Source organism: Arthrobacter sp. CAU 1506, from assembly GCF_005047635.1.
Taxonomy (GTDB): Bacteria; Actinomycetota; Actinomycetes; order Actinomycetales; family Micrococcaceae; genus Crystallibacter.
Genome location: NZ_SUKC01000006.1, coordinates 150803 through 173710, shown reverse-complemented (window position 1 = coordinate 173710; position 22908 = coordinate 150803). Strand labels below are relative to the sequence as shown.

Annotated in this window: 26 protein-coding genes; 7 read left to right on the top strand and 19 right to left on the bottom strand. The window is 66.7% G+C overall.

The window, feature by feature from the left end:
* Positions 1-71 precede the first annotated feature (71 nt).
* The 6 genes from E4J89_RS09345 to E4J89_RS09320 all read right to left on the bottom strand — a co-directional run bounded on the left by E4J89_RS09345 (position 72) and on the right by E4J89_RS09320 (position 4907).
* Complete coding sequence (locus tag E4J89_RS09345; RefSeq protein WP_136785894.1) at positions 72-935, bottom strand: 3-hydroxyacyl-CoA dehydrogenase family protein; 864 nt, start codon at positions 933-935, stop codon at positions 72-74.
* 5 nt (positions 936-940) lie between these two features.
* The gene (locus E4J89_RS09340) at positions 941-1750 is read right to left on the bottom strand and encodes an enoyl-CoA hydratase/isomerase family protein (protein WP_136785846.1); all 810 of its coding nucleotides are present in this window, start codon (positions 1748-1750) and stop codon (positions 941-943) included.
* Positions 1750-2961, bottom strand: coding sequence for an acetyl-CoA C-acyltransferase (locus E4J89_RS09335; RefSeq protein WP_136785845.1), 1212 nt, complete (start codon positions 2959-2961; stop codon positions 1750-1752). Before E4J89_RS09335 ends, E4J89_RS09340 begins: the two co-directional genes overlap by 1 nt.
* A gap of 204 nt (positions 2962-3165) precedes the next feature.
* Positions 3166-3654: an SRPBCC domain-containing protein gene (locus E4J89_RS09330; protein ID WP_136785844.1), complete on the bottom strand. Its 489-nt coding sequence runs from the start codon at positions 3652-3654 to the stop codon at positions 3166-3168.
* A 26-nt stretch (positions 3655-3680) separates the two neighbouring features.
* Positions 3681-4154 carry an SRPBCC family protein gene (locus E4J89_RS09325; RefSeq protein WP_136785843.1) on the bottom strand — a complete coding sequence of 158 codons (474 nt, stop codon included), beginning with the start codon at positions 4152-4154 and terminating at the stop codon, positions 3681-3683.
* 177 nt (positions 4155-4331) lie between these two features.
* Positions 4332-4907 (bottom strand): DUF6434 domain-containing protein, encoded by a 576-nt coding sequence (locus E4J89_RS09320; RefSeq protein WP_136785842.1) that lies wholly within the window; start codon positions 4905-4907, stop codon positions 4332-4334.
* Positions 4908-5015: 108 nt separating this feature from the next.
* Between E4J89_RS09320 and E4J89_RS09315 the strand changes: the two genes are divergently transcribed.
* The 4 genes from E4J89_RS09315 (at position 5016) to E4J89_RS09300 (ending at position 8690) form a co-directional block, all read left to right on the top strand.
* Positions 5016-5453 carry a VOC family protein gene (locus E4J89_RS09315; protein ID WP_136785841.1) on the top strand — a complete coding sequence of 146 codons (438 nt, stop codon included), beginning with the start codon at positions 5016-5018 and terminating at the stop codon, positions 5451-5453.
* Between the two features lie 125 nt (positions 5454-5578).
* A complete protein-coding gene (locus E4J89_RS09310; RefSeq protein ID WP_205754448.1) occupies positions 5579-6517 on the top strand; it encodes a 1,4-dihydroxy-2-naphthoyl-CoA synthase in 939 nt (312 codons plus the stop codon).
* 10 nt (positions 6518-6527) lie between these two features.
* The gene (locus E4J89_RS09305) at positions 6528-7685 is read left to right on the top strand and encodes an AMP-binding protein (RefSeq protein WP_136785839.1); all 1158 of its coding nucleotides are present in this window, start codon (positions 6528-6530) and stop codon (positions 7683-7685) included.
* A 123-nt stretch (positions 7686-7808) separates the two neighbouring features.
* Positions 7809-8690 carry a 1,4-dihydroxy-2-naphthoate polyprenyltransferase gene (locus tag E4J89_RS09300; RefSeq protein ID WP_136785838.1) on the top strand — a complete coding sequence of 294 codons (882 nt, stop codon included), beginning with the start codon at positions 7809-7811 and terminating at the stop codon, positions 8688-8690.
* Between the two features lie 68 nt (positions 8691-8758).
* Here the strand turns inward: E4J89_RS09300 and E4J89_RS09295 are convergent, their stop codons facing one another.
* A complete protein-coding gene (locus E4J89_RS09295; protein WP_136785837.1) occupies positions 8759-9133 on the bottom strand; it encodes a DUF4229 domain-containing protein in 375 nt (124 codons plus the stop codon).
* Between the two features lie 86 nt (positions 9134-9219).
* Here E4J89_RS09295 and E4J89_RS09290 point away from each other — a divergent pair, with 86 nt between their 5' ends.
* Positions 9220-9657, top strand: a complete 438-nt coding sequence (locus E4J89_RS09290; RefSeq protein WP_136785836.1) for a PLD nuclease N-terminal domain-containing protein — start codon at positions 9220-9222, stop codon at positions 9655-9657.
* A gap of 295 nt (positions 9658-9952) precedes the next feature.
* On the opposite strand, the gene ccsB is transcribed toward E4J89_RS09290, so the two are convergent.
* The 5 genes from ccsB to E4J89_RS09265 all read right to left on the bottom strand — a co-directional run bounded on the left by ccsB (position 9953) and on the right by E4J89_RS09265 (position 14881).
* Positions 9953-11005: a c-type cytochrome biogenesis protein CcsB gene (ccsB, locus tag E4J89_RS09285; protein ID WP_136785835.1), complete on the bottom strand. Its 1053-nt coding sequence runs from the start codon at positions 11003-11005 to the stop codon at positions 9953-9955.
* Positions 11006-11019: 14 nt separating this feature from the next.
* Positions 11020-12600 (bottom strand): cytochrome c biogenesis protein ResB, encoded by a 1581-nt coding sequence (locus E4J89_RS09280; protein WP_240691821.1) that lies wholly within the window; start codon positions 12598-12600, stop codon positions 11020-11022.
* A gap of 158 nt (positions 12601-12758) precedes the next feature.
* Complete coding sequence (locus tag E4J89_RS09275) at positions 12759-13520, bottom strand: cytochrome c biogenesis protein CcdA (protein WP_136785893.1); 762 nt, start codon at positions 13518-13520, stop codon at positions 12759-12761.
* A 29-nt stretch (positions 13521-13549) separates the two neighbouring features.
* Complete coding sequence (locus E4J89_RS09270) at positions 13550-14137, bottom strand: TlpA disulfide reductase family protein (RefSeq protein WP_240691820.1); 588 nt, start codon at positions 14135-14137, stop codon at positions 13550-13552.
* An 81-nt stretch (positions 14138-14218) separates the two neighbouring features.
* Positions 14219-14881: a histidine phosphatase family protein gene (locus E4J89_RS09265; protein ID WP_136785832.1), complete on the bottom strand. Its 663-nt coding sequence runs from the start codon at positions 14879-14881 to the stop codon at positions 14219-14221.
* A 210-nt stretch (positions 14882-15091) separates the two neighbouring features.
* Here E4J89_RS09265 and E4J89_RS09260 point away from each other — a divergent pair, with 210 nt between their 5' ends.
* Positions 15092-15982, top strand: a complete 891-nt coding sequence (locus E4J89_RS09260; RefSeq protein WP_136785831.1) for a hypothetical protein — start codon at positions 15092-15094, stop codon at positions 15980-15982.
* 31 nt (positions 15983-16013) lie between these two features.
* On the opposite strand, the gene E4J89_RS09255 is transcribed toward E4J89_RS09260, so the two are convergent.
* Together E4J89_RS09255 and E4J89_RS09250 are read right to left on the bottom strand one after the other, a co-directional pair.
* Positions 16014-16712 carry a redox-sensing transcriptional repressor Rex gene (locus E4J89_RS09255; RefSeq protein WP_240691815.1) on the bottom strand — a complete coding sequence of 233 codons (699 nt, stop codon included), beginning with the start codon at positions 16710-16712 and terminating at the stop codon, positions 16014-16016.
* Positions 16713-16871: 159 nt separating this feature from the next.
* Positions 16872-17129, bottom strand: a complete 258-nt coding sequence (locus E4J89_RS09250; RefSeq protein ID WP_136785829.1) for a glutaredoxin family protein — start codon at positions 17127-17129, stop codon at positions 16872-16874.
* 65 nt (positions 17130-17194) lie between these two features.
* Here E4J89_RS09250 and E4J89_RS09245 point away from each other — a divergent pair, with 65 nt between their 5' ends.
* On the top strand, positions 17195-18013 hold the full coding sequence (locus E4J89_RS09245; RefSeq protein WP_136785828.1) for an HAD-IB family hydrolase: 819 nt from the start codon (positions 17195-17197) through the stop codon (positions 18011-18013).
* Between the two features lie 208 nt (positions 18014-18221).
* Here E4J89_RS09245 and E4J89_RS09240 read toward each other — a convergent pair whose 3' ends face one another.
* From E4J89_RS09240 to gdhA, 5 genes are all read right to left on the bottom strand, one after another.
* Positions 18222-18320, bottom strand: coding sequence for an AURKAIP1/COX24 domain-containing protein (locus E4J89_RS09240; RefSeq protein ID WP_003792170.1), 99 nt, complete (start codon positions 18318-18320; stop codon positions 18222-18224).
* 160 nt (positions 18321-18480) lie between these two features.
* Positions 18481-18693, bottom strand: a complete 213-nt coding sequence (locus tag E4J89_RS09235; RefSeq protein ID WP_127512893.1) for a helix-turn-helix domain-containing protein — start codon at positions 18691-18693, stop codon at positions 18481-18483.
* 127 nt (positions 18694-18820) lie between these two features.
* Entirely contained in the window at positions 18821-20014 is a 1194-nt protein-coding gene (locus E4J89_RS09230) for a 3-deoxy-7-phosphoheptulonate synthase (RefSeq protein WP_136785827.1), read from the bottom strand.
* A 292-nt stretch (positions 20015-20306) separates the two neighbouring features.
* On the bottom strand, positions 20307-21221 hold the full coding sequence (locus E4J89_RS09225; RefSeq protein ID WP_136785826.1) for a BadF/BadG/BcrA/BcrD ATPase family protein: 915 nt from the start codon (positions 21219-21221) through the stop codon (positions 20307-20309).
* A 97-nt stretch (positions 21222-21318) separates the two neighbouring features.
* Positions 21319-22659 (bottom strand): NADP-specific glutamate dehydrogenase, encoded by a 1341-nt coding sequence (gene gdhA, locus E4J89_RS09220; RefSeq protein ID WP_136785825.1) that lies wholly within the window; start codon positions 22657-22659, stop codon positions 21319-21321.
* Positions 22660-22908 lie beyond the last annotated feature (249 nt).

Genomic DNA, 22908 nt, shown 5'->3' with positions numbered 1-22908 from the left:
TCGGCCAGTTTAAACGGGTGCAGCCCGGCCGGCGGCCAGGCTGCACCTGATGATCCCTGTCCGGGGTCCGGTCACTTCTCCCAGTCGAAGAAACCCTTGCCGGACTTGCGGCCGAGTTCCCCCCGGGCCACCTTGTCCCGCAGGATCTGCGGCGGAGCAAACCGCTCCCCGAGTGTGGAGTGCAGGTATTCGGCGATGCCCAGGCGCACATCCAGGCCCACGATGTCGGTGGTTTTGAGCGGCCCTACCGGATGCTTGTAGCCCAGCACCATGGCGGCGTCGATGTCCTCTGCCGAGGCGACGCCTTCTTCCACCATGCGCATGGCTTCCAGCGCTATGGCCACGCCGAGCCGCGAGGAGGCGAAGCCCGGCGCGTCGTTAACGACGACGGCGGTCTTCTTCAGTGCCTCGACCCAGCTCCGGGAGGCGGCGGCGAGCTCTTCCGAAGTCTCCGGAGCCAGCACCACTTCCACTAGCTGCGACGCGGGCACCGGATTGAAGAAGTGCAGGCCGCAGAAGTTGGCCGGGCGCTGCAGTTGGTCGGCCAGCTTGGTGATGGACAGCGAGGACGTGTTCGTCGCCAGCCACGCGGTCGGGGAAAGCTGGGCTTCCACGGCCTTCAGCGCGGTGGACTTGAGGTCGAAGTCCTCCGGCACGGCCTCCACCACCAGACCGCAGGCGGCGAACGATCCGTAGTCAACGGACACCGATAGCCGTGACGTCAGCGTATCCAGCGACTCCTCGGTGGTGCCGCGTTCCACGCTCTTGGCCAAGGCACCCGCCACCCGCTCGTGCGCAGCCTGGGCCGCAGCGTCGTCGCGCTCCACCACGACGACGTCGGCTCCCGCGGTCAGGAACGCATGGGCGATGCCGGCGCCCATGCGGCCGCCGCCGAGGACACCTACGTTGTTGGGAATGGTCTGCACAGGATTCATCTCGCTCACTTGGATTCGTTCTGCTGGGCGGCGCTCTTGGCAGCGCTCTTGGCGGCGCTGCTATCCAAGAACGACTGCATCCGGTCGAATTTGGCCTGGGATTCGAACAGAATGCCTTGGGCGACGGTGTCGATGACCGGGTGCGCCTCGCGCGGGGTGTGGAACACGGTCTTGGTGAGCCGGACAGCCAGCGGGTCCTGCTTGCCGATCCGGTCCGCCAGCGCATGGGCGGCGTCAATGAGTTTGGCGGGCTCGTGGATCTCTGTGACCAGTCGGGCGGCCAGCGCTTCGTCGGCGTCCAGGATGCGGCCGGCCAGCAGGATTTCCTTGGCCAGCGGCTCCCCCACCAGTTCCTTCAGGCGCCAGGTGGCTCCGGCTGCGGCCATGATACCCAGCCCGGTTTCCGGCTGGCCGATCTTTACCGACGGCGTGGCGATCCGGAAGTCGGCGGCGTACGCCAGTTCCGCTCCCCCGCCGAGGGCGAAGCCGTCGAGCGCGGCGATGACCGGCATGGGGAGCCGGGCAATGCGGTGGAAAACGGTGGAGTTGATGCCCGCCAGCGCGTCGTCGCGGCGCCGTTCACGCAGTTGGGAGATGTCAGCACCGGAGGCGAAGATGCCTTTGCCATTGGATTCGGTGCCGGACAGGATCAGGATCCGCGGCTGGTGCTCCAGCACGGCGCACACGGAGTGCAGTTCGTCCACCATGGCCTGGTCGATGGCGTTACGGACTTCCGGCCTGTTCAACGTCACGTGGACGCGGTCTTCCCGCTCGTCCACGCGCAGCGTACTGAAGGAGTAGTCGGCGAAGAGCATCAGACCCGCTCGACGATCATCGACGTGCCCTGCCCGACGCCCACGCACATGGTGGCCAGGCCGCGCTGGGCGCCCTCGCGTTCCATCCGGCCCAGCAGGGTCACCACCAGGCGGGAGCCGCTGGAACCGAGCGGGTGCCCCAAAGCGATGGCACCGCCGTCGTTGTTCACGATGCCCTGATCCAGCTTCAGGTCACGCAGCACCGCGAGCGACTGAGTGGCGAACGCCTCGTTGAGCTCCACCGCGCCCAGGTCATCGATGTTCCAGCCCGCGCGGTCCAGCACCTTGCGGGTGGCGGGAACCGGGCCGATGCCCATGATTTCCGGCGCGACGCCGGCTGATGCGCCGTCGACAATGCGGGCGCGGGGTGTGAGACCGAACTTGTTCACGGCGGCCTCGGAGGCAATCACGATCGCCGAGGCGCCGTCGTTGAGCGAACTGGAGTTGCCCGCGGTGACTACGCCGTCGGGCTTGATGATCGGCCGGAGCCCGGCAAGAACGTCCATGGTGGTCCCGGGGCGGGGTCCCTCATCGGTGTCGACGACGGTGTCGCCCTTCCGTCCCTTGACCGTCACCGGGACGATTTCTTCCTTGAGCCGGCCCGCCTCGATGGCTGCGATGGCGCGCTCGTGGGACTGGACGGCGAAGGCGTCCGCATCCTCGCGGGAAATGCCGTAGACGTCGGCCACTTCCTCTGCGGTCTCCGGCATGGAGTAGGTCATCTTGCCGCCGCGGCTGAGGTCGCCCTTGGCGAAACGCTGGTTGACGAAGCGCCAGCCGATGGAGGTGTCGAAGATTTCGCCGGGCTTGGCGAAGGCTTTGGCCGGCTTCTCCTGGACCCACGGCGCCCGGCTCATCGATTCCACGCCGCCGGCGATGACGATGTCTGCTGCACCGGCCTTGATCATGTGGGAGGCCTGGATGATGGCGCTCAGGCCGGAGGCGCACAGGCGGTTGACGGTAATGCCGGGAACGTGGTCGGCGAAGCCGGCCAGCAACCAGGCCATCCGGGCCACGTTGCGGTTTTCCTCGCCGGCGCCGTTGGCGTTGCCGAGGATGACCTCTTCAACCGCATCCGGATCGATGCCTGCCCGGGCCACGGCTTCCTTGACGACCAGCGCAGCCAGGTCGTCCGGACGGACTGCGGACAGTGCGCCTCCATAGCGGCCAACCGGGGTTCGCGCCCCGCCAATCAGGAATGCCTCAGCCATAGAATTAATCCCTCGCGCTTGATCGATCAACGTGACGATGAGCGGCCGCTCGCTGTCTGGGACAGCAGAGATTACCGACCGACCGTTCTATAAAGAATCCCACGCGGCTCTGGGCCGGTCAACTGATGTGACCGCAGCGGTGAAGGAGCAGCCACGTTATGCAGCTTGGTTCAGCGCTAGGAGGCAGCGGCAGGTGGCAGCGGCCTAGAGCAAGCGGCCGTACTTTTCCACCAGCTCGTCGATCGGCCGGCTGGGCTCTTGGCCTGCCGGCTGGCCGTCCAGCAACGCCCCCAGCTGTTCGATGCATTGATGCCAGCCTGCTGCCACTCTCGCTGCCCACGCGGGGTCTTGGAGTGAATTCGCCAGAGCCAGCGTGCTGCGACCCGGCTCCGCAGGCTCCACCGTCCATCGCAGGACTTCTTGGTCCCAGCTAAACGCCAGGACCTTTTCCGGCAGCACCTCCAGCACTTGACCGGCGTCCGGTTCTTCCCCGGGAAACAGAAAGTGGATGGTGCCGCCGGTCCTGAGGTCCAGTTTGACGCGGCAGGGGAACCACGCCGAGAGCTCGTCGTCGTCAGTGAGGGCGCGCCACAGCCGGTCGGGACTGTGGCTGAATTCCTGGCGGATCAGCAGCACCGGCTGTCCCGGCCCGCTGCGGTCGAGGGCGACGTGGGGGTCGATGGTGCCGGACATGCGCTTCTGCCGTTCCTGTTCCGGCGTCACGCGGCAGCCGGGTCCCGGCCCTCGGCCTTGGCGGCGATCTCTGCCAGGTCCCTGGCCATCTGCTTGCGGGTGATGTTCAGCCCCAGTTTCCCGAACAGCGCCAGCATCACTTTGGCGAAAGTTCCAGGATTCTCCATCTCGGCACCAAAGAACATGGTCAGCCGGGTGCCGCCGTCTGTCGGCGCGAGCGTGAACCGCGTGGTGTAGTCGGCTCCGCCGGAGTGTGCCTTGACCGTGGTGGAGGTCGGCGCGTCCACGTCCGCGACCCACATCTCCTCGGTGGCTTCCTTGCCCATCATCTTCCGGGTTTCGCGCCACCGGAACCCCTCGGCGTAGTCGCCGGGCGTCATGATCTCCACACGGGTGATGGAGCTCAGGGTCCGGGCAGAACCAGGAATGTCGGTCAGGACGCGCCAGACCGCCTCGACCGGCGCGTTGATGTGCTGGACTAGTTCAAGGTGATGGCCCACATTGGCTCTTTCAGCAGGAGTCGTTGGTCTGCCAACCAGCCTAGTGGAGAGCGGTTGTGACTTCGAGGAGCCCTGCGGCCCGGCCCGGGAGCCGCCGCCGGCTCGAACCCGGACCGCTGCGACCCCAAGCGGCGATCCGCACCAGAGGTACACCCCGGGGTGGGCGGCGGCTTTCGATCAGACGGGATCCTGCTCGTCGCGGGGCAAAGAACGGTAGACGTGCCAGGCAGACAACATCTCTTGGCGGCTTCCGTTGGGGTGCTCGCGGTGCCACCGGCGCGTGAATCTATTGAATTCGAACTGGCGGGAGATCTCACGTGGGGCATCGTGCCGCGACGAATGCCAATGAGCCACCGCATCTCCGAGAGTAGTTGTGCCGTCGGCCGCGCTAAAGAATTCACGCATCGGTCCATCGAACCGGAAATTGGGGCCCAGTTCCTCCTTAAACCAGGCCCGCAGCACCTGGCTGCATCGCTGCCCGGCCGGAACGATAGTGCCGCGATGCAGAGGACCCGCCAGCTGCCGGCGAGGCTTTCGTGATGCTGGGCTGGTGGGCGAAGGCAGATGCTTCGGGCCACCGCGAAGGACTGTGGCAATGCGTGCCGTGATGTCCTCCTTGCCCCCGGTGGCGCTGACACCCAGATCCCGTGCAAACTGCTGCAGTTCCGTTTTCAGCCAATACCAGCGCAGAAACTCCTGCGCCCCCAGGGATGACGAGGGCTCTGGCCGGGAGGACGTGGGGTGCTCAGTCATGATTCTTCCGACTCAATCACGGCGCGAGGTCGGCAGGTTCTCCATTCAGGTCCGATGCTGTCCGTGTTCCTCTACCGCAGAGTGACGGGAGCCTTTACGCTCAACGCCATGACGTATGACATTCAGATGGCAGTCGACTGCAAGGACGCGCACGCCCAGGCCGATTGGTGGGCGGAAACGCTGGGCTGGGAGGTGGAACCTACGGACCAGGACTTCATCACCAGCATGATCGAGCAAGGCTTTGCCACCGACGCGGACACCATCGTGCACAATAACGTTCGAGTGTGGAAAGACGGCGCGGCGATCTGCCCACCGGATCAAGCGGAGAGCAAAGCCCGGCAGCGGATCTTGTTCCAGCCGGTTCCGGAGTCCAAATCGGTCAAGAACCGGATCCATTGGGACGTCCGTCTGGCCGGGGAAGACAAGGACGAGGTCCGGGCGCGGCTGGAAGCGCGTGGCGCCACCTTCTTGTACACGGAGACCCAGGGCCCGCACGGCTGGCACACGATGGCCGACCCGGAGGGCAACGAGTTCTGCATTTCCTAGCGCGGCTACCGGACAGCGTTGGAAGGTCTACTCAACCGCGACGATAAACTCGAAGAGTGACTTCCGAGACCCCTGCCCCAGCCAATACCCATTCCGAGAGCACTGGCCGCGAGGTACAGTCCGATCTGCCGGAGAAGGTTTCCGACCTCTTCGACCCGCAGCGCTGGCGTGTGGTGGAGGGCTTCGATTTCCAGGACATGACCTACCACCGCCAGGTGGAACGCGACGCCGACGGGAACGTGGTCCGCGATCTGCCCGCGGTGCGTATCGCTTTCAACCGGCCGGAGGTGCGCAACGCGTTCCGGCCCGGAACGGTCGACGAGCTCTACCGGGCGATGGACCATGCGCGGATGACGCCGGATGTCGCCACGGTGTTGCTGACCGGCAACGGCCCCTCCGCCAAGGACGGCGGTCACTCGTTCTGCTCGGGCGGAGACCAGCGCATCCGCGGCCGTGACGGTTACCGGTACGCAGCCGGGGAAACGAAGGAGACCATCGATCCTGCCCGCGCCGGCCGGCTGCACATTCTGGAAGTCCAACGGTTGATGCGCACGATGCCCAAGGTGGTCATCGCCGTCGTCAACGGCTGGGCGGCCGGCGGCGGGCATTCGCTGCACGTGGTCTCGGACCTGACCATCGCCTCCCGCCAGCACGGTAAGTTCAAGCAGACTGATGCCACCGTTGGCAGCTTCGACGCGGGCTACGGCTCGGCGTTGCTGGCCCGCCAGATCGGCCAAAAGGCCGCGCGGGAGATTTTCTTCCTGGCCCGCGAATACTCCGCCGAGGACATGGTCCGCATGGGCGCGGTCAACGAGGCGGTCGACCACGAGCGCCTCGAAGAGGTGGCGCTGGAGTACGCCGCAGACATCGCCCGGCAGTCGCCGCAGGCCATCCGGATGCTCAAGTTCGCCTTCAACCTGGCCGACGACGGACTGGCCGGCCAGCAGGTCTTCGCAGGTGAAGCCACCCGGCTGGCCTACATGACGGACGAAGCCGTGGAAGGCAAGGAAGCGTTCCTGGCCAAGCGCGACCCCGACTGGTCTGCGTTCCCCTACTACTTCTAAGGCGGCAGGGATGGACATCCAGCCGGCCTTGACGGCGCTGACGGCAGCACTGGGCGGCGAGGGTCCCGCCGTCGAAATCGCGGCCGACGGGACCCCGCTGCCGGTGACGTTGCCCGGCCTGGCTCCGGAGACCGCCGCCATTGTCCGGACCTCGGGTTCCACCGGCACGCCCAAGGCCACCATGCTGGGCATCGACGCGCTGGCTGCGTCGTCGATGGGCACGGCGTTGCGGCTGGGCGGCGAGGGCCAGTGGCTGCTGACGCTGGCACCGAATTACGTCGCCGGCCTGCAGGTGCTGGTCCGCTCGCTTTACGCGGGTACCCGGCCCTGGGCCATGGACCTGTCCCACGGCTTTACCGCGCAGGCGTTCACCGAGGCGGCCTCCGCGCTGACCGACCGGTTCCGGATCACCTCCCTCGTGCCCACCCAACTGCACCGGCTGCTCTCCTCCCCGACGCCGGAAACCATCAGCGCGCTGCGCCGCTTTGACGCGATCCTGCTGGGCGGGGCCCGGATGCCGGCGGCGCTGCGCACCGAGGCGGCCAAGCATTCCCTGAAGATTGTGCGCACCTACGGCATGAGCGAGACCTGCGGCGGCTGCGTGTACGACGGCGTGCCGCTGCAGGGCGTCAGCTTGCAGCTCGAAGAGGGCCGGGTCCTGATCGGCGGCGACGTGGTGGCCGGCGGCTACCTGGCGAACCCGGAGCTGACCGCGGCACACTTCAGCGAGTCCGGCGGCACCCGGTGGTTCCGCACCGAGGACCTGGGCGAGATCGACGACGCCGGTGCGCTCACCGTGAGCGGGCGTGCAGACGATGTTCTGATCACCGGCGGCGTCAAGGTCTCGGCGGCTGCCGTCGCCGAGTCCATTGAACGGCTCCCGGAGGTACGGGCGGCTTTGGTGGCGGGAGTCCCGGACCCGGAGTGGGGCACCAAGGTGTGCGCCGCGGTCGTCGGAACCGCCACCGCGGACCAGATCCAGTCGGGCGTCCGCGCGGCATTGGGAAGTCCGGCCGTCCCGCGGCACATTGTGCATCTGGATGCGCTGCCGCTGTTGTCCAACGGCAAACCGGACCGCCTGGCCGTGGCGGAGATCCTGCGCCGGTCGGCGGCGGGAGCCGCGCTGCCCGGCGAAGAGCAGCTTGGAGCGGAACCGCCGCGATCGTGACATCCGGCACTCCCGCTCGGCCTGCTGCACGGCCCAGCGCCGCCCATGGGCGAGAATAGAACCTTGCTGCGGATGCCCGCAGCCGATGTTGTACCAGTCCCCCACAGGTAAGGATCTTCCACAGTGGCTACAGCCGGGCAATGGCTCGAAGGGGCACGGCCCCGCACACTTCCGATGTCGATCGCGCCGGTGATCATCGGCAGCGCTGCCGCCTATGAGCTGGGGTCTTTCCGGCCGCTGCTGGCCGTGCTGGCTGCACTGGTGGCCATTCTGTTCCAGGTGGGGGTGAACTATGCGAACGACTATTCGGACGGCGTCCGCGGCACCGACGACGTGCGCGTCGGACCGCTGCGGCTGACCGGCTCCGGGCTGGCCACGCCGCAAGCCGTGAAGGCCGCCGCCTTCGGCAGCTTCGGGCTGGCCATGGTCGCCGGGCTCGCACTGATCATCCTGTCCCAAACCTGGCCGCTGTTGCTGGTGGGCGTAGGCTGCGTGATCGCGGCCTGGGGCTACACCGGCGGCAACAACCCGTACGGCTACCGCGGGCTGGGCGAGGTCTACGTGTTCCTGTTCTTTGGCATTGTCGCCACCATGGGAACCACCTACACCCAGGCCCTGCAGGTCAGCTGGCCGTCATTCATCGGCGCCGTCGGGACCGGCTTGATCGCCACTGCCCTCCTGATGGCCAACAACGTCCGCGACATCCCCACCGACCGCGAAGTCGGGAAAATGACGCTGGCAGTGCGCATGGGCGACGAGGCCGCGCGCATCAGCTACGTCATGATGCTGGCGGTGGCTCTCCTGCTGCCGCTGATCCTGGTCTACGAATTCCCCTGGATCCTGCTGGTCCTGCTGCTGGTGCCGGCGTGCCTCACGCCCTGCTGGCTGATGCTCAAGGGCAAGAAGCGGGAGAGCCTGATACCGGTACTGAAGCAGACCGGCCTGATCAATCTGGGCTTCGCCGTCGCCTTCGGCCTGGGCCTGGTGCTCAGCACGATCATGTAGGGCGGTGCTGCGGGCTCCCGCCTGCCGTCAACGCTTGATGCCGTGGCCGAACTGGCCGCGGGATCCGGCTAGCTCTGGTCCGCGGACCCGGGTTCGTCCGGCTTCTGCTGGGCTTGCTGCTGGTGGGCCGGCTGCTGTGCAGGCTTGGGCTTGCGGTCCGAATCCACTCGCAGCTCTCCGTGCTGCTCGACGGCGGAGTCCTCGGCCAGTGCATCGGAGATCTCCGTGGAGGTCCGCGGTGCCGCCACGCCTTTGTTGAAGCGGCTGGCGAGTGCCCTCCCGGCTTCGTCCCTCATCTCGCGGAAGAACAGGTAGGTGATGCACCAGCCCATGACCGCTGCCGCTAGGGCGGAGTAGATGACGCCCAGCCTCAGGAACAGGCAGATAACAAAGATGACGGCCATGATGCCAAGCCGCAGGGCGCTGAATTTCCAAAATGCCACCCCTCAAGTTTACGCTGCCCGCGAGATCACCCGGACAGCCTACGGTATCCGCAGTCCCCAGCGCGGTGCTCACCTACAATTAATGCATGGTCCGTCTCTTTATCCTGCTCGCGGTACTGGCTCTCGCAGTGGTGATCTATGCCCTGATCGAGTGCATCCGGTCCCGGCCCCACGAGGTGCGCAGTATCTCAAAACCGGGATGGATCCTGACCATCATCTTGGTCCCCCTGATCGGCGCCCTGATGTGGTTTATGTGGGGGCGGCCCCGCGCGGGCAGCCGGCAACCCCAGCAAGCACCCCGCCCGGCTGCTCCGGACGATGACATTGCATTCCTCCGCACGCTTGACGCCCAGCGCCGCGCCAAGCAGCGCGAAGAGGAACAGAAAAAGCGTGAACAGGAGCCGAAGAAGCGCGACCCGGAACCAAAGAAACGCGAGGACCGGCCGCACGGCAACGATGACAAGCCTGCCACCCATGACGGCCGGCAACTGAGCGAAGACGATCCGGATAACGGTCCGCGCTAATCAGCCCTGAGACCCTCGGGTTTCGACAAAGGCCCGCAGCTCTGCGTGAATCCAGAGCTGCGGGCCTTCTTGCGTTATGGAGTCTGGCGGTGGACACCTGCCGGCACGGCGCTTGGCACCGCTCCGCTCGCGGGGAGGGCGGGCGGGATTCTCCGGCGCACCCGTTGGATCAGACGGCTTCCCCGCCCGTCAGACAGGCGAAGCGGCTTCCCCGCTTGCCCATCCGTTAGGTGGGCAGGCACTCCCGTCCGGTAGGTGGGCGGGCACTCCCGTCTGTCCGGGTCCGTAAAGGGAGCTAGACCCCGGCGTAGCTGTGCAGGCCAGCGAAGAAGACGTTGACGATGGTGAAGTTGAAAACCACGCAGAGGTAGCCGACGATGGACAGCCATGCGGCGCGGGTGCCGGTCCAGCCGCGGGTGGCGCGGGCGTGCAGGTAGCCGGCGTAGACCACCCAGATCACGAACGTCCAGACTTCCTTGGTGTCCCAGCCCCAGTAGCGGCCCCAGGCCTCTTCGGCCCAGATGGCGCCGAGCACCAGGGTGAACGTCCAGAACACGAAGGACACCGCGTTGATCCGGTAGGCGGCGTTCTCCAAGGTCAGCGCGGAGGGCACCAAGCGCATGAAAGCCAGTTTGTCCGCTTTGCCAGCGCGGCCGCGGGCTTCACGGTTGCCCTGGATCAGCTGCAGCACGGACATGGCGAAGGTCAGCGTGAACAGCGCGGACGCCAGCACGGCCACCGAGACGTGGATGATGATCCAGTAGCTCTGCAGGGCGGGGATCAGGTGGGCCACCGGCGTCGGGAATCCGATGGTGGCAGCGATCAGCATGACCACCACAAGCCCGATGACGAACGAGCCGAGGAAACGCAGGTCTTTACGGGTCAGCGCAATCAGGTAGACAACCGCCACCATCAGCGCGCCGGTGGTGCAGAATTCGTACATGTTGCCCCACGGCACCCGGTGCGCTGCCAACCCGCGGGTCAGCACGCCGGCGGCCAGGATGACCGTCGCCAGCACGGTGAGGGCCACGCCGATTCGCGCTGCGGCCCGGCGTTCCTTGCCGTAGTTCATCGAGTCAGAGGCCATTTCGACGGTGTGCGCCTGGCCTGCGCTGCCGCCGGCGGTCCGGCCGGCAGCGGATCCGGAGCTGGCTCCGGCCGCGCCGACCAGCACTGCCACGTCCGCCGTGGCATGCTCGGCGGCCAGCCGGTCCTCGACGGCCTTGATGGTCTTGCTGGACTTCGCCAGGTCCCAGCAGAAGGCGATGAAGGCGACGGTGAACGCCATCGCACCGAGCAGCATGAACAGCTCGCTGTACTGGGCCAGTGTTTGGTCAATCGTGGGCATGGGAAGAGGTGTCCTTAGGAGTTGTCGACGCCGGCGGCGCTCTTGCTATTGTGCGCCTGTGGGCCGGCATCCGTCAGCCATTGGTCGCGGAGAAGTTTGCTGATGGTCGCTGCTTCAGGGGCCAGACGGTGGTCCTCGCCGCGGGCCAGCAGGCCCCACTCCACCATCGTGCGTCCGTCGTCGTGGGTGCCGGCACGGACCCAGACGCGGCGCCGGCCGATGAACAAGGAGGCGCCCAGGCCGGCCATGGCCAGCGAGGAGAAGACGAGGGCCCCGAGCTTGCCCGGATCGTGATGGATGTCCAGCGCGGCATAGCGCACCAGCCCGTCGAAGGTGATGCTGCCCATTCCGTTGGGCAGTTCCTTCGTCTCGTAGGCGGCGAGCTCGATGCCGCCGCTGTCCTGGTTGCGGTCATTGAGCACGGTGAGGTTGCTGGTGTCCAGCACAAAGACGTTCTTCGGATCGCCGTTGTCCAGGCCCAGGTCGCCATAGTAGGAGTTCAGGTACAGTCGCGGGTTCATCGGGTCCGGGTCGCTGCCGTAGGCCACGCCGTCCTCGCCTTCCATCGCCGTCGGCAGGAAGAAGCCCACGAAGCCCAGCTGCTCGGGCTTCGCGTCCGGCACCTTGATCACCATCGTGGAGGTGTAGGCGCCATCATTGGGGATGGCGACGACGGGGCCCTGGTGGGCGATGTTGCCCTCCCCGTCCCGGATGGTCACCACCGGCGCGTAGCCGTTGCCCATCAGGTAGACGTTGCTGCCGCCGATGGTCAGCGGATGGTTGACCTTCAGGACCTGCTGCTCTGCGGGTTGCCCCGGCTCACGCACGGACATGGTGGCGGTGAAGTCCAGCGGCTGCCCGTAATGGGTGGTCGATTCGCGGTCGAACACCACCTCGAACTTGTCCAGCGTCAGTGAGAACGGGTCCAGCCGGTCCTCGGTGAAGCCGGTCCCCGGGTTGAAACTGTCATAGCCGATCAGCGAATTCACGAACGTTTCGCCCTCGACCAGAACCCGCTGGCCGGTGTAGCCGAACTGGCCGCCGATCGCCACCGAGACCAGCACGCCGATCAGCGAGGTATGGAATACCAGGTTTCCGATTTCCTTGGCGAAGCCGCGTTCGGCGCCGACGGAGGGCCGGTCGGTGTCCGCGTCGCGCACATTCACCCGGTAGCCGCGGCGCTTCAGCAGCCGGGCAGCCTCTTCGACCGCCGAACGTGCCGAGAGGCCGGCTTCGGCGGGGACCGCCATGGAACCGTACTCGGGCAGACGGGACAGCCGGCGCGGCGTCCGGGGCGGCTGTGACCGCATGGCCTTGTAGTGCTGGATGGCCCGCGGGATGACGCAGCCAATCAACGACAGGAACAGCAGCAGGTAAATGGCGGAGAACCACACCGAGGAGTACACGTCGAAGAGCTGGAAGCGGTCCAGCCACGGCCCGACCTCCGGGTTGTCGGTCAGGTACTGCGTCACCACGGCGGGGTTGGCCGGGCGCTGCGGGAACAGCGAACCCGGGACCGCGGCCACCGCCAGCAGCAGCAACAGGAACAGTGCTGTGCGCATGCTGGTCAGCTGGGTCCAGGCCCAGCGCAGCATGCCGAGGAAGCCCAGCGCGGGAACGGCGACGTCGTCCCGCTTGCGGTTGCGCTTGCGGTCGGTCACGGCACGGCCTTTGCCGCCGCCGGTGCCCGGTCCGTCCGGGGCGGGTGCACCGGCGTCGTCATGGCGCTGAGCGCCGTCGGGGGTCTGACTCATCAGATCGGGAGCCTCACTTCATTTGCAAACCAGTCCTGCAATTGCGTCACCCAGTCCCCCCAGAGCCCGGTGGCCATCAGCAGGCCCAAAACTACCAACATGGCCCCGCCCGACCGCTGCAGGAACAGCCGGTGCTTGCGGAAGAACGCCATGGCGCCCATCCCCCGCCGCACACCGAGCGCAATCAGCAGGAACGGGATGCCCAGGCCAAGGCAGTACACGAAGGCCAGGAACGCGCCCTTGGCCGCATCCGCTCCGCCGGAGTACGCCAGCGCCTGGACCGCGGAAAAGGTCGGGCCAATGCACGGCGCCCAGCCCAGCCCGAACGTCATGCCGAGCACCGGGGCACCCCACAGCCCCGCAGGCGGACGGGAGTGGATCTTACGGTCCCGCTGGAAGAAGGACAGGCCGCCCATGAAAATGATGCCCATGAGCACGACGACGATGCCCAGCAGCTGGGTGATCCAGTCGGCGTCGCTGCCCTTCAGCCAGGCGCCCAGTTGGCCGAAGACCGCCCCGATGAAGACGAAGACGACGGAAAAGCCGAGCACAAACAGGCCGATGCCGGCGAACATCCGACCGCGGCGCTGCCGTTCCAGGTCCACGCCGGTCAGGCCGGTGACATAACCCATGTAGCCGGGAACCAGCGGCAGCACACACGGAGACAGGAAGGAGACCAGCCCGGCCAGCATCGCCACGGGGATGGCCAGCAGCACGGAGCCGTTCAGCACCGTGTCGCCGAAGGCGCCCCCCAAGGTCATCGGCAGCGAGGCCGTCGCCCACCCCACGGCTACGCGGCCACTGCGTCTTTGATCAGGGCTTTGAGCGTGCCCTTGTCCGCCACACCCAGGATCCGGGCGGCGACCCGGCCGTCCTTGTCCAGCACCAGCGTGGTGGGCACGGCCTGGGGCGGCACATAGGACGTCATGGCCAGCAGGATGCCGCCGTCCTTGTCCATGAAACTGGGGTACGTGATCCCGAAGTTGCGCTCGAAGGCCTCGGCGGTGGGCCGCTCGTCACGGATGTTAACGCCGTAGAACTGGGCGCCGTCGGCGAACTCTTCGCTGAGGGCCTGCAGGTCCGGAGCTTCCAGCCGGCAGGGTGCACAGGAGGCGTACCAGAAGTTCAGTACGGTGACTTTGCCGGCCCAGTCGGCTGCATCGACGGCAGTGCCGTCGAAGAGCTTGGCGGTCAGCTGCACCGGTTCGCCTCGGGAACCGGGCGCATATTCGGTCACCGATCCGTCGCCGGCGATGTAGTTCTTGTTGTCTCCGGCGTTGGCCTGCTGCGCCAACGGGTCCTCCACGGAACAGGCAGCCAGCGACAAGGCACCAAGCAGCCCCGCACCGGCCTTGAACACGGTACGGCGGTCGAACAAACGGGGGTTATCGGCAGTCACAGTCACACTCTTCTTCGTGGGGTTGAGGGCATCCCACTTCTACAACGCGTAGTAATTCTATTATGCTCCCGGCAGGTTCGCCGCACCGGGCAGCAAATCGGAGCAGGGCTCTTCATAGCGCACCGCGGCGAGCCGCCCGCCGTCGAACTCCAGGGAGGTTACCGACGCCAGCGTGCACTGCCGACGGCGGGGATCGTGCCAGAGCGGCTTGCCCTCGCTGGCCAGCCTGGTGACCCAGATGGGCAGCTGGTGGCTGACCAGGATCGCCTCGGCCCCGGGGCCGCCGAGCTCAACGGCATGACGTCGGGCGTCGTTGATGGCGTCGCGCATGCGGGCCACCTGCGCCGCGTACGGCTCCCCCCAGGACGGCCGGAAGGGATTGTAGAGGCGCCGCCAGTACCGGGGCTCGCGCAGGTGTGAGCGGATGTCGGCCAAGCCCTCGAAATGATTCTCGGCTTCGATGATCCGCTCGTCGGTGACAATCTCGAGGCCCAGAGCCTTCGCGGTGGGCTCGGCGGTCTCCTGCGCCCGGGTCAGCGGCGAGGCCACCAGATAACTGATCGTGGCGCCCTCTTTCCGGCGCTCCGAAAAGTAGTCACCAGCACGGCGAGCCATCTCCTGCCCCAGCTCAGACAGCCGGAAGCTCGGCAGCCTGCCATACAGCACACGGTCGGGGTTGTGGACCTCGCCGTGGCGGAGCAGATGGACAGTGGCTTCTGGCATGCTTACCAGTGTCTCAAACCGGGCGTGTATGCCCAAAAGCCCGGCCGCCGACCCATGCGGCGATTCCCCGTCCGGCGGCCGCCAAAATCATCCTTCAGGGCGACCGACACGGCGCTGACCTGCATTGTAGTGTTGCAGTAACAGCCTCCACGCACCCGGGCGGCCGGGCTCGCAGGCCCGGCCCGCGGATGAGATGAAAAGGATCCGGCGATGAGCACCCCACAGAACGAACCGAACAAGCCCGGTGACGGGGAAGGCCGGCCCAACGGCCAGGAACAGCCCCAGTACGGGCAGAACGTGCCTCAGTACGGCCAAAATTTGCCGCAGTACGGGCAGAACGCCCCGCAGCAGCCGGGCCCCGATCAGCCGCAGGACGGGCAGAACGTCCCGCAGTACGGCCAAAACGCCCCGCAGTATGGGCAGAAGTATGGGCAAAACGCCCCGCAGTATGGGCAGAAGTATGGGCAAAACGCCCCGCAGAACGCTTCGCAGTACGGCCAGCAGCCCTACGGCCAGGGCCAGCAGGGCCAGTCCCCCTATGGCCAGCAGTATGGTCAGCAGCCGTATGGCTACCAGAACGCCGTGCCGGGTCAGTACGGTTACCCGAGCGGCCAGCCGCAGGTCGGCGCCAAACCCACGCGTCCGCGCGAAGTGGTCATCGCGTTCTGGCTGATCATTGCGGCGGCGGCGTTGACCGCCATCGAGACGCTGACCGAGCTGTCCAACCTGGATGGAACCATGGCAACGGTGCTCCAGGATCCGTCAGTCCGCGAAGCCCTCGGTGAGCAGGGTGGTCAATTTTCCGACGCTGAACTGTCGCAGATGATGAGCGGCACTTTGGGAGTGATCATCGTCGTCACCGCGGTGATCGCCGTCGGGCTCTACCTGTTGGTGGCCTTCGGCGTAAAGGCCGGCAAGAACTGGGCCCGGATCACCGGCACCGTGTTTGCCGCGCTGTCACTCTTTGGGCTCTTCAATTTCTGGTTCGGCACTCTGTCCGTGCTGCTGGGCATTGCTGCGATCGTTTTGCTGTTCCTGCCGGCATCGAACCAGTTCTTCCAGGCCACCAAGGCCCACAAGTACGGTATCTACGGCCGCTAAGCCAACAACCGGCCGGGCTGTTCCACGCCGGCTAGCGACGGGCGCTGGACTCGGAGTTGTTCTCCGTCTCCTGCGCCCGTTGTGCGTGGTAGGCCAGAATCTGCAATTCGGTGGCCATGTCCACCTTGCGCAGTTGCACGGTCGGCGGCACCTGGAGCACCACTGGGGCGAAGCTGAGGATGCTCATCACTCCGGCAGCCACCAGCCGGTCGCAGAGTCCCTGGGCCACGCCGGCAGGCACCGCCAGGACCGCCATGTTGGCCGCGGTCTGGCGCAGGACGGCTTCCAGCTCGGCGATGGGACTGACCCGCAGCCCTGCCACTTCCGACCCGACCACGGACGGGTCCGCGTCGAAGAGCGACACCACGCCGAACCCCTTGGTGGAGAAACCGGAGTAGCCGGCCAGCGCCCGGCCCAGGTTGCCAACGCCGACGATCGCGACTTTCCACTCATGCATGAGGCCCAGAGCGGCGGAAATCTCCTGGCTGACCAGGCTGACGTCGTAGCCCACGCCGCGGGTGCCGAAGGACCCCAGGTAGGACAGGTCCTTGCGCAGGGTGGGCGGGCTGACCCCGGCGGATTCAGCCAGCTGCTCGGACGAAATGCGTTCCGTGCCACCGGCCATCAACGAATTCAGCGCCCGGAGGTAGATGGTCAGGCGTGCCAGGGCAGCCGGCGGGATCTCCTGGCCGGAAGGCTTGGCCGCCTCGATGTCCGGGAGGTTGGTCACTGTTCTCGCTCCGATGCCTGCTGCGGGCTCCGGGCAGGCTGTTTGGCGCCGTTCCGGTTCCTGGCTGCCCCGGCGGTTGTCCTGCCGAAGGCTGATGTTCCCTTAGATTAGGCTCCGCCGCGCCGGTCTCCAACTCCGATGACGACGGGGCCGTAGAACCTACTGCGTGAGCAGGCGGCGCAAGCGCTCCGCATCGATGTGCCAGAAGTCCCGCTGCACGCCGTCGATCATGACCACCGGGATCTCTTCCGCGAAGCGGCGCTCCAGCTCCGGGTCTTCCAGGATGTTTTTCTCCTGCCAGGGCACACCGAGCTCCCCCGCGACGGCGCCCACCGTCTCGCGTGCCGTCTGGCACAGATGGCAGCCGGGTTTAGTCAGCAGCACCAATTCGTGGCTGCGGCGCTCGGATCCGTTCATAACTTCCACGGTAGCCGTCGGGGGTGGTGAACGGGGAATCCCCGGCGCCTCGTTAGACTCGAAGTATGTCCAAGTCCGCCGCCGGCCATGCACAGCGAGCCTCGGTCTCCGCCGATCCGGGGACGGAGGCTGCGTTTTTCGACGTCGACAACACGCTGATGCGCGGCGCCAGCCTGTTCCACGTGGCCCGCAAGATGTACCAGCGGGGCGCCTTCCGGATGCGGGATGCTGCCAGTTTCGGTTTTAAGCAGGCGCGGTTCCTGATGCGCGGCGAAAGCCTGAAGGACATCCAGTCCATCCGGGAGACGGCCTTGGCCCTGGCCACCGGCCTGTTGAGCGACGACGTCAAGCAGTTGGGCGACGAGGTCTATGACGAGGTCATCGCGTCCAAGATCTGGCCCGGCACCCGGGCATTGGCCGACCAGCACCTGCGCGTGGGCCGGAGGGTCTGGCTGGTCACGGCCACTCCGGTGGAAGTGGCCTCCGTGATTGCGGACCGGCTGGGCCTGACCGGCGCGTTGGGCACGGTCGGCGAACTCGAAAACGGGGCGTACACCGGACGGCTGGTCGGGGACATCCTGCACGGGCCGGCCAAAGCCGTTGCGGTCGAAGAGCTGGCAGCCCGGCAGGGCCTCGACTTGGCGCGCTGCTGGGCCTACAGCGACTCTTACAACGATGTTCCGCTGCTGACCCTGGTGGGTAACCCGGTGGCCATCAATCCGGATACCCGGCTGCGCCGGCACGCCCGGGAGAATAACTGGCCGGTCTATGACTTCCGCAGCGGTCGCCGCGCGGCCACGCTGGGGCTCAAAGCCGCCACCGGCGCGGGCGCAGTCTACGGGCTGTGGCGCGGCGTCAACCGGTTCCGCCGGCACGCGGCTTAAACACCGGCCGCTTCAGCGGCCCGCCTCCGACCGGCCCCTCACCGGTCCGACTCCTACCGGCCCCCTTGCCGGCTCTCCCCCGCTTGTGTTCCGGGCACCGGCCTCTCCCGCGCTGGCCCTCCCTCACCCGCAGCCAAAAAAGGCGTTAAACGCACACGGTCCGCCAGTTTCCTGACGGACCGTGGAAGCTTGAAACCGGTAAACGGTCCTACTTCTTGTTGCGGCGCTGGTGGCGGGTCTTGCGAAGCAGCTTGCGGTGCTTCTTCTTGGCCATACGCTTGCGGCGCTTCTTGATAACTGAACCCACGAGTCCCTCATTCACTGATAGTTTCCGCGCTGTCGGTGCCCGGCGGGGGCACACGCCAACTTACGGTTTTCCGACGATGACGTAAAACGTTCCTTAACAGGGTACAGCTTCCGCGCACCCGTCATTGACAACCGAAGGCCGCGGAGCCGCTACCCGGAGGTCAGGCGGTGCCGGTTTCCCGGTCGATCACCGCACCGCGCAAGTACTCCTCCACGGCCGATTCGGGCACCCGGTAGGAACGTCCGAAGCGCACAGCCGGCATCTCACCCGAGTGCACCAGCCGGTAGACGGTCATCTTGGACACGCGCATGACTGCGGCCACTTCCGACACCGTCAAGAAGCGCACATTCGAGAAGTTGTTCTCGTCAGCCATTTCGCACTGTTCCTTTACTGTAAGCAACGACGACGGCGTGCCGCCTTGCCCTGCCCCAAACCTTCTTCCTAGATACTTTAGAGGCTGTTGTGGCGAAAGTGAAAGTGGCCACTGTAGCGTAAGTGATTTATTGCTGCACGGCCTGCGTCCGCGGGGCGGCGCTTGCTCCCCGATCTCGGGCCGTCGCTGCCAGCTGCGCCAGCACGTCGGCGGTCACATCCCACTCCATGCAGGCGTCCGTCACGCTCTGCCCGTAGACCAGCCCGGCCCCGTCAGCGTTTTCGGCCACGTACATTTTCTGCGCTCCGCCTACCAGGAAGCTCTCCAGCATGATCCCGGCGATCGCGCTGCCGCCGGCCTCAAGCTGCGCCGCGATCTCCAGCGCCACCTCGGCCTGGCGGTGATGGCTCTTGCCGCTGTTGGCGTGGCTGGCATCCACGATCAGCCGCGGATTCAGGCCCGCTTCCGCCAGTGCTGCAGACGCCGCCGCAACATGCTCGGCGCTGTAGTTCGGCCCGGTCTTTCCGCCGCGCAGGATCAGGTGGGTGTCCGGGTTGCCGTCGGTGGCCACCAGAGCGGCACGGCCGTCGCCGTCGATCCCCAGGAACGTCTGTGCCGCGGACGCGGCCTGGCAGGCATCGAGTGCCACCTGTAGTCCGCCATCCGTGCCGTTCTTGAATCCCACCGGCATGGACAGGCCGGACACCAGCTGGCGGTGGATCTGGCTCTCCGTGGTCCGCGCACCGATCGCGCCCCAGCTGACCAGGTCCGCCAAGTACTGTGGGCTGATCGGTTCCAGGAATTCCGTGGCCACCGGCAGGCCCAGCTCAGCCACCTCCAGCAGGAAGGTCCGCGCCAGCCGCAGCCCGGCGGCTATGTCATGGGATCCGTCCAGGCGGGGGTCATTGACCAGGCCTTTCCAGCCCACGGTGGTGCGCGGTTTCTCGAAGTAGGTGCGCATCACGATCAGCAACTGTTCGCGGTGCTCCCGCGCCACCCGTGCCAGCCGGCGCGCGTACTCCAGGCCGGCCTCGGTGTCGTGGATGGAGCAGGGACCAACGATCACCAGCAACCGGTCGTCCACGCCGTCCATGACCGCGCGGATTTCCTCCCGACCCCGGGCGACGACGGCGGCGGCCCCAGCGGTCAGCGGCTGCTCGGACATGAGTTCCGCTGGCGACGGCAGCGGCTTGAAGCTGCTCACCCGCAGGTTATTGGTGCCGAGCGGCGTAGATGTTTCGCCGACTCCGTCGCCTGCGCGGATCGCTGTCGCTTCGGGCTGCGTCGCCGCTTCCAAGAGGTGGTTGGCTGGTGCATTCATGTTCGGTGTCCCGTCTGTTGGCGGCGGGACCACAGAACCCGCCGGAGAAATGGCGAAGGGCAGAGAATTATCTCTGCCCTGTTGGCTCTGAAGGTTGATATGCGTACGCGCTATGCGGTTACGTCAGGCCCCTCCAGAGCCAACGCAAAATACGCATACCAACGAGTCGTCATACCGGCACTCTACGCCGCATGCTCCGAGGCCGGAAAACCGGCACCCGCGACATGACCGATTGTGACGCCGGCGGATCGGGCCTCCCCGGCCGGTTCCGCCGGTCGCCCCTGCGGTGCGCTCACCGGTGCCTCGCCGCGTCCGATGAGGTCAGCCCGGCCAGTCCGGCCAGGACATCGATACCGAAGACCGGTTCCCGGTCCAGCGGATGGATGTCGGTAATGCCGTGCGGCTCCAGCGCGGCGGCGACAGCCCGCTGGAAGCGCTGGACGTTGGCTCCCAGTCCGCCGCCAAGGACCACCGGGCCGGCCAAGCCGAGCCGTGCCGCTACCAGACGGATCTGGCCGGCGAGGTCGGCCGCTGCCCGGTCGATAATCCCTGCAGCGGGCTCCTCGCCCTCCTCGGCGGCGGCCACCACTACCCGGGACTTGTCCGCCCAGAACCGCCGGTCGGTCTGCGGCGAGTGGAACAGGGCGATCAAGTCCACGGGTTTCCGGAGTCCGCAGTCCGTCAACAGCAGCGCCGTCAGCCGATCCGGCTGCAGGCCGGCATCCAGCCGGGAGAGCGCATGCCGGACAGCCTCCCGGCCCAGCCAGTAGCCGCTGCCTTCGTCTCCGAGCAGGTGCCCCCAACCGCCGGCGCGGGCTTCCTCGCCGGCGTCGTTGACGCCCCACACGGACGATCCGGTACCGGCCACCACGCCGATTCCGGTCCTCCGGTGGCCGGCGGCCAGCACCAGCCGGGTGTCGTGGACCACGTGGATGTCCGCTCCGGGAGCCAGCGGGGCAACCAATGCGCGCAGCGCGGCGGCGTCGCCGTCGGTGTCGATGCCGCCGGCCCCGGCGTAGACCGCGGCTACCCGGGCTGCGCCAAGCCGGCCGAACACGTCGGACAAGGCAGCCGCGGCCTGGGCCGGGCTGGCGTTCTGCACGTTGGCACTGCCCGCCGTCGCTTCGGCGGCCACCCGGCCGTCGTCCAGCCGGATTCCGTGCGTCTTGCTGCCGCCGATATCCAGCCCGATCAGTGTCTGAACCATGGACCGAGCTTACAGTTCCGCACCGAGACCAAAACGACGGTGCCCGCCTGAGGGCGGGCACCGTCGTCGTGCTGTGGGCTTTGCTGGGTCAGCGGGACTAGATGAGCCCCTGGGCCAGCATCGCGTCTGCAACCTTCTTGAAGCCGGAGATGTTGGCGCCGGCCACGTAGTTGCCCGGCATGCCGTACTTGTCGGCGGTCTCGGCACAGCGGTCGTGGATACCCACCATGATGTCGGTCAGCCGCTGCTCGGTGTACTCGAAGCTCCACGCGTCACGGCTGGCGTTCTGTTGCATTTCCAGCGCTGAGGTGGCCACGCCGCCGGCATTGGCTGCCTTGCCCGGGCCGAAGAGCACATTCGCTTCCTGGAAGATAGCGGCGGCTTCGCTGGTGCAGGGCATGTTGGCGCCTTCGGCGACCGCGACCAAACCGGATTCCACCAGGCGGCGGGCGGACTTGTCGTCCAGCTCGTTCTGCGTCGCGCTGGGCAGGGCCACGGTGCAATCGACGTCCCAGACGTTGCCCTCGGCCACGTAGTGGACGCCGGCGCCGCGGCGCTCGGCATAGTCGGAGATGCGGCCGCGCTCAACTTCCTTGATCTGGCGCAGCAGCTCGACGTCGATGCCGGCTTCGTCCACCACGTAGCCGCCGGAGTCGGAGGCGGTGACCACCTTGGCACCGAGCTCCTGGGCCTTTTCGATGGCGTTGATCGCCACGTTGCCGGAACCGGAAATCACCACGCGCTGGCCGTCGAAGCTCTGGCCCCGGGTCTTGAGCATCTCCTGGGCGAACAGCACGGCGCCGTAGCCGGTGGCTTCGGGCCGGACCAGCGAGCCGCCCCAGCCGGTGCCCTTGCCGGTGAGCACGCCGGACTCGTAGCGGTTGGTAATGCGCTTGTACTGGCCGAACAGGTAGCCGATCTCGCGGGTGCCCACACCCATGTCTCCGGCCGGAACGTCGGTGTATTCGCCGATGTGGCGGTACAGCTCGGTCATGAAGGACTGGCAGAAGCGCATCACTTCGTTGTCGGAACGGCCGCGCGGGTCAAAGTCCGAGCCGCCCTTGCCGCCGCCGATGGGCATGCCGGTCAGGGCATTCTTGAAGATCTGCTCAAAGCCGAGGAATTTGACGATGCCCAGGTACACCGACGGGTGGAAACGCAGGCCGCCCTTGTACGGGCCGAGTGCGGAGTTGAACTCGACGCGGAAGCCGCGGTTGATCTGGACGTTGCCGGCGTCGTCCATCCACGGGACCCGGAAGATGATCTGGCGTTCGGGTTCACAGATGCGCTGCAAAATGGCAGCATCGGTGTATTCGGGGTGCCGGGCGGAGAGCGGCTCCAGGGTGTCAAAGACTTCGTTGACGGCCTGGTGGAATTCCGTTTCGCCTGGATTGCGGCGGAAGACTTCGTCGCGGACTTCAAGCAGATGGGCATCCATGGGTGCGTCCCTTCCCTAGCTGACGTATTGGGGCACTCAACTTGCTTCAGGCCCTCACAAAGAAAACCACACCGAGGCGGGAACCAAGAAACACATCTGACATATCGCTGAAGCGCCTCGTAACGCGGCCGCGCTGCGGTGATACCGGCCGTTGTACCGCGCCCGGCCCTATAATTCCGGCTGCGCCCAGCGTTGGCTGCGAGAAATGTGCGGGCGGACACCCGCCTCGGAGACAAGCATGCGGAGACA